The sequence below is a fragment of the Microbulbifer aestuariivivens genome (genome assembly GCF_039545115.1).
Taxonomy (GTDB): domain Bacteria; phylum Pseudomonadota; class Gammaproteobacteria; order Pseudomonadales; family Cellvibrionaceae; genus Microbulbifer; species Microbulbifer aestuariivivens.
This window is the reverse complement of sequence record NZ_BAABRT010000001.1, coordinates 138157-153912: the sequence shown is the minus strand read 5'-3', so window position 1 is coordinate 153912 and position 15756 is coordinate 138157. Positions and strand designations below refer to the sequence as shown.

The 15756-nt window shown below is 61.0% G+C and carries 9 protein-coding genes; 4 read left to right on the top strand and 5 right to left on the bottom strand.

The window, feature by feature from the left end; all coding sequences use genetic code 11:
* Nucleotides 1-345 precede the first annotated feature (345 nt).
* A complete protein-coding gene (locus ABEA58_RS00600; RefSeq protein ID WP_345547810.1) occupies nucleotides 346-1407 on the bottom strand; it encodes a hypothetical protein in 1062 nt (353 codons plus the stop codon).
* 119 nt (nucleotides 1408-1526) lie between these two features.
* Here ABEA58_RS00600 and trhP point away from each other — a divergent pair, with 119 nt between their 5' ends.
* The 4 genes from trhP to ABEA58_RS00580 all read left to right on the top strand — a co-directional run bounded on the left by trhP (nucleotide 1527) and on the right by ABEA58_RS00580 (nucleotide 5888).
* The gene (trhP, locus tag ABEA58_RS00595; protein WP_345547808.1) at nucleotides 1527-2855 is read left to right on the top strand and encodes a prephenate-dependent tRNA uridine(34) hydroxylase TrhP; all 1329 of its coding nucleotides are present in this window, start codon (nucleotides 1527-1529) and stop codon (nucleotides 2853-2855) included.
* 167 nt (nucleotides 2856-3022) lie between these two features.
* The gene (locus tag ABEA58_RS00590) at nucleotides 3023-4036 is read left to right on the top strand and encodes a zinc-dependent alcohol dehydrogenase family protein (protein WP_345547806.1); all 1014 of its coding nucleotides are present in this window, start codon (nucleotides 3023-3025) and stop codon (nucleotides 4034-4036) included.
* Nucleotides 4037-4312: 276 nt separating this feature from the next.
* Nucleotides 4313-5188: a mechanosensitive ion channel family protein gene (locus ABEA58_RS00585; protein ID WP_345547804.1), complete on the top strand. Its 876-nt coding sequence runs from the start codon at nucleotides 4313-4315 to the stop codon at nucleotides 5186-5188.
* 310 nt (nucleotides 5189-5498) lie between these two features.
* Nucleotides 5499-5888 (top strand): FMN-dependent NADH-azoreductase, encoded by a 390-nt coding sequence (locus tag ABEA58_RS00580; RefSeq protein ID WP_345548052.1) that lies wholly within the window; start codon nucleotides 5499-5501, stop codon nucleotides 5886-5888.
* Nucleotides 5889-6351: 463 nt separating this feature from the next.
* Here ABEA58_RS00580 and ABEA58_RS00575 read toward each other — a convergent pair whose 3' ends face one another.
* The 4 genes from ABEA58_RS00575 to ABEA58_RS00560 all read right to left on the bottom strand — a co-directional run bounded on the left by ABEA58_RS00575 (nucleotide 6352) and on the right by ABEA58_RS00560 (nucleotide 15706).
* Complete coding sequence (locus tag ABEA58_RS00575; RefSeq protein WP_345547802.1) at nucleotides 6352-8751, bottom strand: TonB-dependent receptor; 2400 nt, start codon at nucleotides 8749-8751, stop codon at nucleotides 6352-6354.
* 159 nt (nucleotides 8752-8910) lie between these two features.
* Nucleotides 8911-11100, bottom strand: coding sequence for a TonB-dependent receptor (locus tag ABEA58_RS00570; protein WP_345547800.1), 2190 nt, complete (start codon nucleotides 11098-11100; stop codon nucleotides 8911-8913).
* A gap of 217 nt (nucleotides 11101-11317) precedes the next feature.
* Complete coding sequence (locus tag ABEA58_RS00565) at nucleotides 11318-14515, bottom strand: efflux RND transporter permease subunit (RefSeq protein WP_345547798.1); 3198 nt, start codon at nucleotides 14513-14515, stop codon at nucleotides 11318-11320.
* A 9-nt stretch (nucleotides 14516-14524) separates the two neighbouring features.
* A complete protein-coding gene (locus tag ABEA58_RS00560; RefSeq protein ID WP_345547797.1) occupies nucleotides 14525-15706 on the bottom strand; it encodes an efflux RND transporter periplasmic adaptor subunit in 1182 nt (393 codons plus the stop codon).
* Nucleotides 15707-15756: the final 50 nt, after the last annotated feature.

The following is a 15756-nucleotide window of genomic DNA, read 5'->3' as shown; positions in this document are numbered from 1 at the left end:
ATCAATCACAGATTGAGGTACAGGATTATTCTGAACAGGGACTTCAAGAATATATTGACCTTGGAGCCTTTGACCAACTAACCCATTTTGAACATTGGTTGGAACGTCAGCAATGTTTGCCCCAACAGGATACTTTTTCTGAATTTCGTTAATGTAATTAAACGCAGTGTTCTCTTGAATATCAGAGAACTGAGTAAATTTACGAGAAACTATTTCATTCGTACTTGGATTATAAGAATCTAGCCTGAAGTACCCGTTTCCATCTGGCTTATTAACGTAAACCTCATTGTAGGGGTAATTCGGTGCCTGGGCCCTGTTGAAGTCATTACCTTCATCAAGACGACGCTACCATTCTGGCTTGCTACTGACTCTCGCTGCATCATCTATATTGTTTGGAACAGCATCATCTAGCGCATTATTACTGCCACTCTTCTTAGCAGACCTCGCTACATACCCAGCAGCATCAGTCGCCATTCTGACTACTTTACCCACTGCGCCAAGCGCTACATCTAAGCCGACCGCAACAGCTAAATCACCCGCCGGATTAGATGAGTCTTGATAGGTCTCCGGACGAAAGTTATTGAATACTTCTTCGCCAAAGCTACTCTGATATTCTCCGGTCGCCTGCCTGTAGCCATCTAATGTTGCTACGGCTGAAAGCGCCGTAAGTGACGCAGTCCCGGCTGTTGCAATACAACCAACACCCGTTGCCACACATAGCGGCGCGGAGACAACCGTGGCCGCGGCACTGCCTGCTGTATCTAAACCGCCTCGAACAGCCTGGGTGCCGCCCTGTACACGCGCTATGACTTCACCATTAGCTCTCAGGGCATCTTGAGCACCATCAACCCGATCGTATTCTAACAGCCCCTCTTCACTATCACCCAGAAGGTTCTGCCCCCCTGCTATCAGTGCCTCCCCCGAGGCTTGCAGGTCTTTGAGGGCCTGGTAATGGGGGTCGGATTCCGGCACACCTTCTGCGCAGTGGGTTTTTGCACAGGTTTCCGCGATGGCATTGGCCATCAGTTGTGCCCGGGTTTCCAGGTTGTAGGGAGCACGCTCGATCTGCCAGATCACGCTGTCCAGGGCTTCCGTTTCTTTTTGCCTGAGAGGGCGGTATTCGACCAGATGCGGGTTGTTTTCAATTTGTGTGACAAGCTGGCCGGTGTTTTGGGCAATTAATTCCGAGCTGGTATTGCCCACATGGCTGTTAGTCAGCCCAGTATTGACGGTACCCAGGCCATTGTTGGCGAAGCTGAAGTCGTAGTTGTCCGCAGTAGCGAGATGGAACCATTTATGTGCCACCAGGGCGCAGAAGCGGGCAGCGGTTTCACATAGATAATCATGTGGATACGGATACGGATACGGATACGGATACGGATACGGGTGCGGGTCGGTTGGCGACAAGCGCCTGCCCCGACCGTTTAGCCCCCTGCCCGGTCACGGCTTGATTTAGATCAAGCCGCCTTGGGTGTCGACCGGGAAAATGGCGCGCCAGCCCGAACTGTCTGACCCCGGTATCCACTATGAGCACTGAGCTTCTCTCACCCGCCGGCACGCTGAAGAGCATGCGTTACGCCTTCGCCTATGGCGCCGATGCTGTCTATGCCGGCCAGCCTCGCTACAGCCTGCGAGTGCGCAACAACGAATTCAACAAGCTCGACAATCTGGCCGCGGCCATTGATGAGGCTCACGGCCTGGGCAAACAGTTTTACCTCGCCAGTAACATTGCCCCCCATAACGACAAGGTCCGCAGCTACCTTCGCGACCTGGAGCCGGTCATCGGGATGCAGCCTGACGCGCTGATTATGTCCGACCCCGGGTTGATTATGCTGGTGCGCGAACGCTGGCCGGATCAGGAGGTGCACCTTTCGGTGCAGGCCAATGCGGTCAACTGGGCCAGCGTAAAGTTCTGGGCACGCCAGGGCATCAGCCGGGTGATTCTGTCCCGCGAACTGTCCATCGATGAGATCGAGGAAATCCGCCAGCAGTGTCCGGAGGTGGAGCTGGAGGTCTTTGTGCACGGGGCGCTGTGTATTGCCTATTCCGGCCGCTGCCTGCTGTCCGGCTATATGACGCACCGGGATTCCAATCAGGGCGCCTGCACCAACTCCTGTCGCTGGCAGTACAACGCCCACCCGGCAACGGAAAACGAAGTCGGCGACCTGATTGCGGTGGATAGCCCCGCACAGCTGTTCGACCCGACCCAGGCGGAGATACCGCCGGTCCTGCTGCAGGAGCGCAGCCGTCCCGGAGAATACCTGCCCGCCTACGAGGATGAACACGGCACCTACATCATGAACTCCAAAGATCTGCGCGCCGTACAGCATGTGGAAAGACTGGTGAAGATGGGGATTCACTCCCTCAAAATCGAAGGGCGAACCAAGAGCCACTATTATGTGGCCCGCACCGCGCAGGCCTATCGGCGCGCTATTGACGATGCCGAGGCGGGCCGCAGCTTTGACATGAGCCTGATGGGGGAACTGGAGCATCTCGCCAACCGCGGCTACACCGAGGGCTTCTACCGGCGCCACCTGCCCAGCGAGTTTCAGAATTACGAGCAGGGCAGCTCGACCAATTCCGGGCAGCAGTTTGTCGCCGAGGTGTGTGAGCAGAACGGCGAATGGCTGACACTTGAGGTCAAGAACCGTTTTGAAGCCGGGGATATCGTCGAACTGATCACGCCGCAGGGCAATCAGCGCTTCAAGTTACCGGCGATAGAAAGCCTGACCGGCCAGAGCCTTGAGGCGGCCCCCGGCTCCGGACATAGGGTCCGGATTCCCAAGCCGGAAACCTTGTCGATGGATCTCGGCACCGATGGTGGCTTCGCCATGCTGATGCGCCACCTGCCCTAGGCCAGAACTTTAGGCGCGGAAATCCAGGTGCATCCACTTGCCCCGCCGCTGTCTCGCCCGCCCAAGCTGACGCGAATGCCCGCAGGTGCGGTCATTCGCCACCCCAGCGCCTAAAATGCAGGCTCACCCCACTTCCTTCTACCCTCCATCCGCTGGAAGCCTGAGCCATGAAAGCATTTACCGTTCGCACACCCGGAGGTCTGGATAAGCTCGAAATAGGCGACATTGCCGATCCAGGCGCGCCCGCTCCAGGCCAGATCAGAGTGGCGATACACGCCACCTCGCTGAATTTCCACGATTTTCTCGTCGCTTCGGGTCTGATTCCCACCGAAGATGGGCGCGTGCTGATGTCCGATGGCGCCGGCGTGGTGGAGGCGGTTGGCGCGGGAGTCACGGAATTCAAGCGCGGAGATCATGTGGTTTCCTGCTTCTTCCCTCAGTGGCATAACGGCGCTGCCTTCCCCGCCGTCAGCAACTTCGCCCTCACCCCGGGGGACGGGGTTGATGGCTTTGCCCTGCCCTATGTCACCCGCGACGCCAATGCCTTCACCCATGCTCCGCAAGGCTGGAGTCATACGGAAGCGGCGACCATTACCACCGCCGGGCTGACGGCGTGGAGGGGACTGGTTGTAGACGGCAAACTCAAGGCTGGCGACAGCGTTCTGGTGCTCGGCACCGGGGGCGTTTCCATCTCGGCATTGCAGATTGCCAAGGCCATGGGGGCGTCGGTAATCGTGACCTCCTCTTCTGACGACAAGCTCGAGCATGCCCGGGCGCTGGGGGCGGATGCCACCATCAATTACCGCGAACAGGAAAACTGGGGCGACAAGGTGCTGGAGCTCACCGATGGCAGAGGTGTGGACCACGTGATCGAGGTTGGCGGTCCGGGGACCCTGGCCCAGTCCATTACCGCTGTGCGCGTCGGCGGGCATATTGCCCTGATCGGCGTCCTCACCGGCCGGGCCGGCGAGGTACCCACGGCGGCACTGATGGCAAAGCAGGCCCGCCTGCAGGGGCTCATCGTCGGCAGCCGCCGCAATCAGCAGGATTATGTTGAGGCGCTGAACCAGACGGGCATTCGGCCCATTATCGACAGCACCTTCGACTTTGAACAGCTGCCGGAAGCCTTCCACCTGCAAGAGAGAGGCGGTCATTTCGGCAAGATCTGCGTTGAGTGGTGACGCTATCGCCCCCTGACCAGCCAGTGCGTGAGTGGGGCGGAAGTGGGGCGGGAGCACCCCCTGCGCTTGGGCTGCTGCAGGTTTCCGTACTCCACGCCCCATCCGCCCTCTGCCCCTCTGCCCCATCATCCGATCCTCCGCCCCTCCGAGCCCGGCTTCTGCACCCCGGGATTATTTGCCTTTAGCGTGCACTTGCGGGTGTGCTCACGCCTTCGGCATGTCTATAATTGGCGCTTTTTTCGACTATTGGCGCGAGATCTAAGCGGTAGCGACTGAATGCTGGCTCAATTACTAGACAATAAACTCTTCCTTTCGGCACTGCTGATCGCCGGCATGCTTCTACTGCGGGTGGTGCTGATACTACTGTTTGCCCGTGTCACTACCTGGGCGAAGCAGGATCGGCGCCGTCGCATCAACACGGTTCGCAACATCTGCAACCTGCTGATCGTGATCGGCCTGGCTGGGATATGGGTGTCAGAGCTGCGGGAGTTCGCCCTGTCTATTGCCGCATTCTCTGTGGCGATTGTGCTCGCCCTGCGGGAACTGGTGCAGAGCCTGGTGGGCAAGCTGTACCAGGCCAACATGCGCTCCTTTCAGGTGGGCGACTGGATCATGGTGGGTGAGCAGTTTGGTGAAGTGATCGACAGCGACTGGCTCAGCACCACGCTGCTGGAGATCGATCCTCACGGGCTCGGCAGCGGCTATACCGGTACCACCCTGTACATCCCCAACAATGTGTTTTTCACCAAGCCGGTGAAAAACCTCAACTTCATGCGCCGCTATATAGAGCATTCGTTTTCTATTACCCGGGAGAACAAAGGCGGCAACCCCTTTGCGGCCAAACACTTTCTACTGGAGCGCATCCGCGAGCACAGCGAAGCTTTTCGCGAAGTGGCGGCGCGTTACTGCCAGATGATTGAGCATCGCACCGGTGTCGAGCTGGTTGGCACCGAGCCCAAGATCAGGTTTTCCACCAATGAGCTGGGTCACGATGTGGTGACCATCACCCTGTTCTGTCCACGCGAGGAGGCGCATGAGATCGAGCAGCGGGTCACCGAGGACTTCTACAACTTCTGGTATCCGGGCCCCAATAGCGGCAACGACAAAGCCCTGCTGCCCAGTAAGGCGCTGGAGCCTTGCGAGGCCAACTGATCGAATTATTAGGCATTCACGACCAACTTTTTGCTGTTTTCCGCCAATTAAATCGATGATTCAATCTCCGGCCAGAAAAACCGTATCGTGTGGAGTATCCCTATGCGCAAATTACTTCAACTCAACACCAGCCTCTTTCACGGCGATGGGCAGTCAAGCCAGCTGGGGGAAGCCTTTATAAAACATTGGCTGCGGGATAACCCCGGTGCGGAAGTGACGCGCCGAGATCTGGCCGCCGAGGCGGTTCCGCACCTGAACCTGGCTCGCTTTCAACACCCCCGAAGACCAGCGCACCCCGGAGCAGCGTGAAATCGTCGCCTACTCGGACAGCCTGATCCGTGAACTGCAGGACGCGGACGTGATCGTGCTGGGGATACCGATGTACAACTTCAATATACCCTCAACACTGAGCAGCTACTTTGACCATATTGCCCGTGCCGGCATTACCTTCCGCTATACGGCCAACGGGCCAGAGGGCCTGCTGCAGAACAAGAAAGCCGTGGTGTTTATTACACGTGGCGGCAGCTATGGCTCGGACCACCCGCAAACCGCCTATGTTCGCCAGTTCCTCGGCTTCCTCGGTATCGAGGATGTGGAATTCGTGCATGCGGAAGGCCTCGCTATTGATGAGGCTTCCCGCGCGGCGGCCCTGGAAAGCGCCCGCGAGCAAATTGCCCGGTTGGGCCGCCAGGCTGACTAGAAAGAAACTGCAGAAGGCTGAGGCTTTTCGCAGCCGCTCAGGATTCGCCCACAAAATCACCCTTGCCAGACGGCGGCCCCAATGACTCTCGGGGTCGCCACTCTCCTTACCAGAACCCGGCGGGAGATGCCGGGCCAATGGCCCAACACTCATACCCCCCCATACGCCCGCCATACGCCCGCCATAACCCACACATAACGAATGACCGATGACCAGCCATGGGCCCCCAAAGGGAAGCGGGGAGCACGGTCAGCTCTGGCGCCAGCTTCAAGTCCTGAGGCCTTTCTCCGTGGCCTTTCTCCGTGGCCTTTCTCCGTGGCCTTTCTCCGTGGCCTTTCTCTTTGGCCTCTCTCTTTGGCTTTTTTGGGGTGGGGAGGTCCCCAGCCCTCCCCTTCCTTACCCGCTTGCCGCAATACCCTCCGCCCCCTAACTGCCTAATAGGCGGCACTGTGGCCACAAGCGATCACAACCGGTAACTCAGGCTCAGATCCCAGTAGCGGGGAAGCTCCGGGAAGACCAGCGTTGAGCCGAAATATCCGCCCTCGAACACCGGCGCCCAGTTTTCCTCGTCGGTGAGGTTGAACACATCCAACCGCAGGCTGGTTCGCTGGTCGGCAAACTGATAGCGCAAATTGCTATTCAGGGTGAACTGCGCCGGTATCTCAACCGTCTGCAGAAAATCCAGAGGGTAACTGCCGCTGGCCACCAGACTGGCGCCCGCCGACCACTGATCGCTGAACTGATAGCCCAGCGCCACCGAACCACTCAAGCGGGGAATCCCCGGCAGGCGGGAATCGGAGGCGGGAAACACGGTGAAGTTCGGCGCCCCCACTCCCGTGCCTTCGACGAGGTCCGGCCGGGAATCATCGAAAGCGTCAACCACCTGGCGGGCATCCTGGAAGGCCGCGGAGTCGTCAAAACGGGCGTCCAGATAACTGGCGCCGGCGTTTACCCACAGGCGCTCTCCCCGGTATTGGGCCTGTATTTCAAGGCCGCGGGTGCGGATCCCGGAATTACTGCCGTCGCGATTGCGCAGGCTGCGGGTTTGCTCGAACACGGCGGCGTCCCAGTACCAGGCCGACCCCGCTGGGGCATATTTGTACCCCAGCTCGGCCAGACGGTTCTCGGTGGCGAAATTGAGCGGGTTGATGCGGTTGTCAGCCCCGAGAGTGGTGCCGCCGCCCAGACTGTTGGAGGTGGATTCCTGATAGGCCAGAGTGGCGTAAGCCATGCCTGCGCCTGCGGTTTGGTACTGCAGGCTCAGATTGCCGGATTTGAGCAGCTCGCTGTGTTTGTCCTCGGCGGCGGCAACCCCCTCTGGAGCAAGCGGGTCCCTGGCTTCCACCCGGTACCAGTCACCGCGCGCACCGAGAGTCATGGACCAGCGTTCGGTGAATGGTTGGCGATGCTCCACGAATACGCCGGCTTGCAGGCTGGTGGAGTCGGTGGTGTCGGAAAGGTTGAAGTCCCCGGCGCCATCACCATTCAGGTCGTACTGGCCGCCGGGGGAGACATAGAGCCCCGGGCGCAGCTCCACCAGCCGCGCCTTCTGCGCGTCACTGAGGGGGATGCGCCGGTTACTGAGCGGGCCGGTCAAATCGATGGGAAGGTCGGCTTCGGTGGTGAACTGGCTGTAGCCGAGCACATCGTTGTAGCGCAAAGCAATTCCCGCCACCGTATCCTCAAAATGCCATTCGCTGCGGTTTTCCAGCGTATTGGCGCCATCGATGATTTCCACAAAGCTGTTCTGCGCCACCTCTTCCCGGTTCAGGTGCTCGAAGTAAGTGCGGTTCACAAAACGCAGGGTATCACTGAGGGTCGTTTCATAAGTGGAGTGCAGTAACAGCGTATCGGCACCGTTGATATCCCGGGGGTCGGTCAGCACCCGGCTGCGGTCGATACGCACCAGCCCAGTGGGACTGATAACCGCACCGGCGCCGGGCACTGTCGAGCCATCAGGGCGCTCGCCCTGCCCCTGCACGTAGAGGCCGTCGTCGATAAGCGCCTGCGTCGGCCGATTGATGCCGGCGTTGTCGGTCCAGCTGATATCGTAGTATTCCAGCGACAGGTTCCACTCCGCGCCCTCTGAGGGCCGCACGCGATAAGCGGCAAACAGATTGTTGCTGTCCAGCCCGCTGAAATCATAAAAGCTGCCCTCATTGCGATGCTCAACACTGAAGCGCACGCCGCTGCGGGATGGCTCAAGGGCATGTGAGTAATCCACCTGTGAGCGATACCTGTCCCACTGGCCTGCGCGCATTTGCGCACTGCCGGAGGAGTTTTCGAGGTCCGGCTGCTTGGGGGCGAGGTTGATAAAGCCCCCGCTGCGCTGGGTTGAACCCAGGATCACCGAAGGCATGCCCCGCACCACATCCACCTGCCCCACGGCATTGAAAGAGAGCGGGATTCCCAGCCCGTTGTTGCCCACCTGGCGGCGCATACCCGCCTCGAACACCTCGCCCAACTGCCCCCGCATGGTGGGCAGGCTGGGCGCTCCGAAGCCGGTTGCCGAGTAGGTATTGGGCGCCAGCCGCTGCAGATCCCGCAGGTCTGTCACTGCGGCTTCATTCAGCAACCACTCGCCCACTGGCGTGATCGAGCGGGCGATTTCCGCCGCAGACAGGTCGCCGCCAAAAGCGCCATCGGCAGCAGTGCTGCGAAGCCCCGCCCGGTTTTCTTGCAGTTGCTCCCCCATCACCTCCACCAACTCCGGGGAGGCTTCAGGTTCCGGTGTGGATGGCGATTGTGCATCGGCCTTTGCGACGACCTTTGCGCTGAACAACGCACTGGCCGCGACACTGAAAAGGAGCCTGCCGAGCGCGGTGGCCAGGGGCCTGCGGGGGAACCTGGGGTGGGTATGCATGAGTTCTCTTCCTTGTATTCTCTGAGGGCTTAATCCGTTAAGTCGTTAGTCGTTAGTCGTTAGTCGTTAGTCGTTAGTCGTTAGGATTGTTATTCCTGTGGGGCGGCGGCAATCACTGAGGGGCCGCCCGAGGTACTGCCTGATCCCAGGGCTGTCATATCAGAAATCCAATTCGAGTTCGGCATAAATGGCGCGGGGCTCGCCGGGGAAATAGCGGTCCCCAGAGAAGCTGCTGAAATCCGCCCGCTCTGCGTATCGTTCATCCAGCAGGTTGAGCACTCGCAGCGCCAGTGCCCAGCCCTCGTCGAAGCTGCGGCGGGCGCGCACATTGAGCAGATCGTGGCCTGGGTAACTGTGCAGGTTGAGCGGGTCGGTGTAATAGCGCCCCTGATGCAGCCACTCAAGTTCCAGCTGGCTACGCTCATCCGGCTGCCAGTTAAGCCGGGCACTGCCGAAGGCCCGCGGAGCGGAGTCGACAAGGTTGCCATCCAGGGGAATGCCATCCAGCAAGCGCTTGTCGCGATAGCGGTGCTCGGCGTAGCTGGCGGCCAGATCCAGCGACCAGCGCCGGCCCAATGCATAGCCGAGGGCAAGCTCGGCTCCCCGGTGGCTGGTGGCGCCACCGGAGCGGTTGAAGAAGTCGGTATCACGGAAAATCACGTTGCGCTTCTCCATGGCATAAGTCACCAGTTCATAGCCAAGGGGGCCCTGGCGGCCGCGCAGGCCCACCTCAAGACTGCGCAATGCTTCCGAATCGAGATCGGCGACATTCTGCTCGCGCTGCAGGCGATAAAGCTCGGTGGCCTGGGGGGCGCGGAAACCGTGGGCCAGGTTGGCGAACACCTGATGCTGAGGCGCCCAGTCATAGAAAAGGCCAACACTGGGGGACCAGTTCTCGAAGTCGTCGGCCCGATCGGCGGGGCGACTATAGCGACAGCCTCCGAATCCGCAGGGGCTGCCATCCTCACGGGTGCGCCCGGCAAGCATGCGGTTGTCGTACTCGTAGCGCTGGGCTTGCAGACGCAGGCCGGCCTCCAGCGACAGCTGCGCGCTGGGGCTGTAGGCCATCAGCAAAAAGGGGGACAGCAGAACAGAGCGAACCTCGTAGTCATACTGCAAACCCTGCGGCAATGTTTCCTGCAGAAAGGCCGAACCGGTCGCCTCTTCAACCTGGAACTGACGCAGGGAGGCGTGGGTCAGCTCACCATCCAGCCCGGCGCTAACGGCGAGGCTCGCGCCCACATTCCCGTAACCATGAGAGCGGAACCCGACGCTCACATGCTCGGTTTCCTCCAGTGGCTGGCCCGGCAGAAAGTGTTGCAGCAGCGCCATCTCGCCCCAGCGGGCATAGGGGGTGACGGTGACCGTATGGCCGCCCTGTGTGATATGCGTCAGGCTGTGGGAAAGCCGGGCCGTGCGAACATCGCGATAAGCTTCCGGGTTGGGGTTGGAACGGCGCAGCGATGGGTCGCGCCAGGCATCTTCGCCAACCACATAGCCGGCGGTTTCCTGCTCAAGGTTGGTAACGCTAAAGCGGGTTTCGGCGTCAGGACCGCCCGCTGCCGGGCGGAAAACCAGGCTGAACTTCTGCTGGTCGAAGCCGGATTGCGCGCGGTAGCCGCCGTCCTGAGCCAGAGACAGGGCGGAGGCAAGGGTTGCCCCCGAGCCGCGCAGCAGATTGCCGCGCAGGTTCAGCTTCCAGCGGTCCTCGGGGCCGCCGCCGATGCGGACCTGCGCGGGGGCGTCCGCATCGGCGGAAATGCCGACAACATTGATCACCCCGTGCATGGCGCCAGCGCCGTGCAGGGTGCCCGCGGGCCCACGGATCACCTCAAGCCGCTGTGCCTGCTCGCTGTGAGCGGCAAAAAGTTCGTTGATATTGCAGAATCCGACGGGGAAAAGCGGAATGTTGTCCTGCATTGTCAGAATACTGCCACAGGCTCCGGCACCGCTCAGCACCGGTGAGCGCAGCGCAGGCAGGTATTCCTGGCCATTGCCGCGACTGACATTGGCACCCGGTATGCGCGCCAGGCTTTGCTGGATATGCTCGTGACTGATGAGCGCGAGATCCCCGTCTTTGAGAATCGACAGGCTGCCGGAATACTCGCCCCGGTCCTTTGCCTGGGGGCTGGCGGTGACCACGATGGCCTCCAGCCGATCCGCGCCCCGTGAACTCTGCGAAGCCTGTGACGCCAGTGAGGTCTGAGTAACCTGAGAGCTCAGAGGGCCCTGCTGGCTGTTCAGGGCGGGCGCACCACTGCCATCGCCTGCGGCATTCACGCTTTCCTCAGCGAGGACACTGGCGCTCAACAGCAGCGACAACGACAATAAGGTCGCGATTTTCCGCATGATTCCCCCCTCCAACGCTAACCGCTCAGGTTCAGCAGCCCGGCTTTAATTGCTCTAATTTCTTTATCTGTTCTGTGGCGCCATTCTAGCGGAACGGCCCCAGAATGAAGAACGCCGGCATATGCCGGCGCTCATGGTTAAGGGTGTGATGTTTACGTCGGCAGCTGCACTGGCAGACCACCGCAGGCTGCCGATACCCTTTCGAAACGCTTGCGCGCTATGCCTGCTGCAGGGGCTCCGCCTGCATCTGGCTGTCAGTCTTCGCTGCCGCTCTCTCTGGCTGGGCATGAGCGCTGTCGCCGCCGTCTGTGGCCGTTGTGCGGCCAAACAGTCGCTGCACAACCACAAAGAACAGCGGAATAAAGAAGAGCCCCAACAGGGTGCCGACCAGCATGCCGCCGAGAACACCGGTGCCGATGGCCCGCTGGGCGCCGGAACCGGCACCGGAGGCGATGGCCAGCGGCAATACGCCCAGGCCAAATGCCAGCGAGGTCATCAGGATCGGGCGCAGGCGGTCGCGCACGGCGCGCATGGTGGCCTGTATCAGTTCCATGCCCTCTTCCAGGTTTTGCTTGGCGAACTCCACAATCAGAATGGCGTTCTTGCTGGTCAGCCCCACGGTGGTGAGCATGGCCACCTGGAAATAGATATCCCGCTCCATACCGCGCAGCGTATTGGCCAGTACCGCACCGAGAATCCCCAGAGGCGCCACCAGCAGCACGGCGGTGGGCACGGTCCAGCTCTCATACAGTGCCGCCAGGCACAGGAAAACAATCAGCAGCGAGAGCGTATACAGCAGCGGTGTCTGCGCACCGGCCTGCCGCTCTTGATAAGACAGACCCGTCCACTCCAGACCGATCCCCGCGGGCAGCTGGCCGACGAGGCGCTCCACCTCGGCCATGGCCTCGCCGGAGCTGACGCCGGGCGCCGCGGCACCATTGATCTGCATCGCCGGCACGCCGTTATAGCGCTCCAGGCGCGGCGAGCCGTACTCCCAGCGGAAGCTGGCAAACGAGGACAGCGGCACCATCTCGCCGGCGCGATTGCGCACCGACCACTGACTGAAGTCCTCCGGCACCATGCGGAAAGGGGCATCCGCCTGCACGTAGACTTTTTTCACCCGCCCGCGATCAATGAAATCATCGATATAACGGCCACCCCAGGCTGTACCGATGGTGGTGTTGATCTCGTCGATAGAAAGCCCAAGCGCGGCGGCCTTTTCTGTATCGATGTCGAGCCGGAACTGCGGCGTATCTTCCTGACCGTTGGGACGCACATTCACCAGCAGCGGGCTCTGCGCCGCGGCACCCAGCAGCTGATTGCGGGCGGCAGTCAGGGCCTCATGGCCAAGGTTGGCATTGTCCTTGAGGTAGAAGTCAAACCCGCCGGAATTGCCCAGCCCCGGCAAAGGCGGCGGCGAGAAAGCGAATGCCATTGCGTCCTTGATTTGCATCAGGGCGCCCATGGCGCGCATGGCCACCGAGCCGGAGTCCTGCCCCGGCGCATCGCGCTCACCCCAGTCGTGCATATTGACGAAGGCGATGCCGTTGTTCTGACCGCTGCCGGCAAAGCTGAAACCCTGCACACTGAACACCGAGGCAACCGTGTCCTGCTCGTTGTCGAGGTAGTAGTCCTCCACCTTTTTAATGGATTCCATGGTGCGCTCCTGGGTGGCGCCGACGGGGGTCTTGATCATGGAAAAGAGCACCCCCTGGTCCTCGTTCGGCAGGAAGGAGCTGGGCAGGCGCAGGAACAGCACAACCATCACGGCACCAAGGGCGGCAAAAACCAGCATAAACCGACCTGAACGGCCCAGAACACCGCGCACACTGCGCTGGTAGCTGCTGCTGCCGCGGTCAAAATTGCGGTTGAACCAACCGAAGAAGCCCTTATTGGCATGGCCCTGGCCTTTTGCCACCGGCTTCAAAAGGGTCGCGCAAAGCGCGGGGGTGAGGACGATGGCCACCAGTACCGACAGCACCATGGCGGCAACGATGGTGGCCGAAAACTGCCGGTAGATGACCCCGGTGGAGCCATCGAGGAAGGCCATGGGCACAAACACCGCCGACAGCACCACGCCGATGCCCACCAGCGCGCCGGTGATCTGCTTCATCGACTTGCGGGTGGCCTCGCGGGGGGAAAGCCCCTCCTCACTCATCACCCGCTCGACGTTTTCCACCACCACAATGGCGTCATCCACCAGCAGGCCGATGGCGAGCACCATGGCGAACATGGTGAGCATGTTGATGGAAAAACCCAGCGCTGCCAGCGTGCCGAAGGTGCCCAGCAATACCACGGGTACCGCAATGGTGGGGATAAGCGTGGCGCGGAAATTCTGCAGAAACAGGTACATCACCAGAAATACCAGGATGACCGCTTCGACGAGGGTCTGCACTACGCCTTCGATAGAGACTTTAACGAAGGGGGTGGAATCGAAAGGCACCACCGTCTTGATGCCCTCGGGGTAAAAGGGTTCCAGCTCCGCCAGCTTTTTCCGCACGCCATCGGCGGTTTCCAGCGCGTTGGCACCGGTGGCGAGGGTCACCGCCACGCCAGTGGCGGGCTGGCGATTGTAGCGGCTGATAAAGTCGTAGTTTTCCGCGCCGATCTCCACCCGGGCGATATCCGCCAGCTTCAGTACCGAGCCATCCGCATTGGAGCGGATCACGATATCGCGAAACTCTGCCGGGGTTTCCAGGCGGCCCTGAGAGACCACGTTGGCATTGAGCTGCTGTCCGTCGATGGCCGGTGTGCCGCCGAGACTGCCCACTGCGACCTGCTGGTTCTGCGACCGCACGGCGGCGATCACATCGCTCGGCATCAGCTTGTAGGTTTCCAGCTTGTTGGGGTCGAGCCAGATGCGCATCGCATACTGGGAGCCGAATACCTGGATACCGCCGACACCGGGCACCCTGCTGACGGGGTCGACAATATTGGCATTGACGAAGTCGGCAATATCGGAGCGGTTCATGCGCCCATCTTCCGAAACAAAGCCCACCACCATCAAAAAGCCACTGCGGCCCTTGCCCACCCTGACACCCTGGCGCTGTACGGCATCAGGGAGCAGGGGCAAGGCCAGCTGCAATTTATTCTGCACCTGAACCTGGGCGATATCCGGGTCGGTGCCGTTGGCAAAGGTGAGGCTGATGCTCACCTGGCCAATGGATTCGCTGGTGGCCGACATATAGAGCAGGCCGTCGAGGCCGGTCATGTTCTGCTCGATCACCTGGGTGACCGAGTCCTCCACCACCTTGGCGGAGGCGCCGGGATAACTGGCGCTGATGGTGACGGTGGGCGGCGCGATATCGGGGTACTGCTCAATGGGGAGTTTGCTGATTGCCAGCCCGCCGCCGAGCATCACGATGATTGCGATTACCCAGGCGAAGATGGGCCGGTCGATAAAGAATGCTGCCATGATGCGACCTCAGGAATCCGCTGCGGCGGTGGCTTCGGGAGATGCCGCCCGCTGTTGGCTGTTTGGCGCTGTGCGCTCGGACTCGACAACTGTCACGGTGGCGCCGGGGCGCACTTTCTGCAGGCCGGCGACGATCACCCGCTCGCCGGCTTTCAGCCCCTCTTCCACCAGCCAGCTGTCGCCCACGGTCTGGCTTACGGTGATCGGGCGCACCTCCACCTGGCCTTCAGCATTGACCACCATGGCATTGGTGTTGCCCTTGGGATCGCGGCTCACGCCCTGCTGGGGCACAAGGATGGCCTCTTCGCGCACGCCACTGCCAATGACCGCGCGCACATACATGCCGGGCAGGAGCAGGTGTTCGGGATTCGGAACCACCACACGCAGCAGTACACTGCCGGTACTCGGGTCAACACGGGCCTCGGCAAATTCCAGCTGTCCGCGGTGTTCATAGGCGGAGCCGTCGTCCAGCAGAATCGTTACCGGCAGATCGCGGGCATCCTGCACCCGGCCGGCATCAACGGCACGGCGAAGGTTCAGCAGTTCACTGGTGGATTGGTTCAGATCCACATAGATGGGGTCAAGCTGCTGGATGGTGGCCAGGGCCCCCGCCTGATTGGCGGTAACCAGGGCGCCCTGAGTCACACTGGATTTACCGATCCGACCGGCGATGGGGGCGCTGATGCGGGCATAGTCCAGGCTGACCCTGACACGCTCTACCGCGGCGCTGGCTTTCGCAACCGCCGCTTCGGCCTGCTGCAGCGCCGCCTGGGCTCTGTCATTATCCTGTGCGCTGACCGCACCACTCTCGACCAGGCTGCCAATACGCTCCGCATTCAGCCGCGCCACATTCTGTTCGGCACGGGCACTCTGCAGTTCAGCCAGGGCGCTTTTGTAGTCAGCCTGATAAGTGGCGTCATCCAACTGGTAGAGCGGTTGACCGGCATCCACCAGGCCACCTTCACGGAACAGCTGCTCCTCCACAATGCCGTGCACCTGCGGGCGCACCTCGGCCACCCTGAAGGGGTTGGTTCGCCCGGGGAGTTCGCGGGTCAGGGTAACGGGCTGGTGCGCAAGCGTGACCACTTCAACTTCGGGCACCATGGCCGGCCTTTGGCCCCGCTCCTGGCCGCATGCCGTCATCAGTGACAGGGCGGCCAGCAGGCCCGGGATCAGATACCATTTCCGCATGATTACCTCTCTGTAACCGGTGACCCGGTGTGTACCCGCCATGAATGCTC

What these genes read in the sequence shown, in the direction of transcription:
- trhP (WP_345547808.1), top strand. Translation starts at nt 1,527, where the DNA reads ATGAGCACTGAGCTTCTCTCACCCGCCGGCACGCTGAAGAGCATGCGT.
- ABEA58_RS00590 (WP_345547806.1), top strand. Translation starts at nt 3,023, where the DNA reads ATGAAAGCATTTACCGTTCGCACACCCGGAGGTCTGGATAAGCTCGAA.
- ABEA58_RS00585 (WP_345547804.1), top strand. Translation starts at nt 4,313, where the DNA reads ATGCTGGCTCAATTACTAGACAATAAACTCTTCCTTTCGGCACTGCTG.
- ABEA58_RS00575 (WP_345547802.1), bottom strand. Translation starts at nt 8,751, where the DNA reads ATGCATACCCACCCCAGGTTCCCCCGCAGGCCCCTGGCCACCGCGCTC.
- ABEA58_RS00570 (WP_345547800.1), bottom strand. Translation starts at nt 11,100, where the DNA reads ATGCGGAAAATCGCGACCTTATTGTCGTTGTCGCTGCTGTTGAGCGCC.
- ABEA58_RS00565 (WP_345547798.1), bottom strand. Translation starts at nt 14,515, where the DNA reads ATGGCAGCATTCTTTATCGACCGGCCCATCTTCGCCTGGGTAATCGCA.
- ABEA58_RS00560 (WP_345547797.1), bottom strand. Translation starts at nt 15,706, where the DNA reads ATGCGGAAATGGTATCTGATCCCGGGCCTGCTGGCCGCCCTGTCACTG.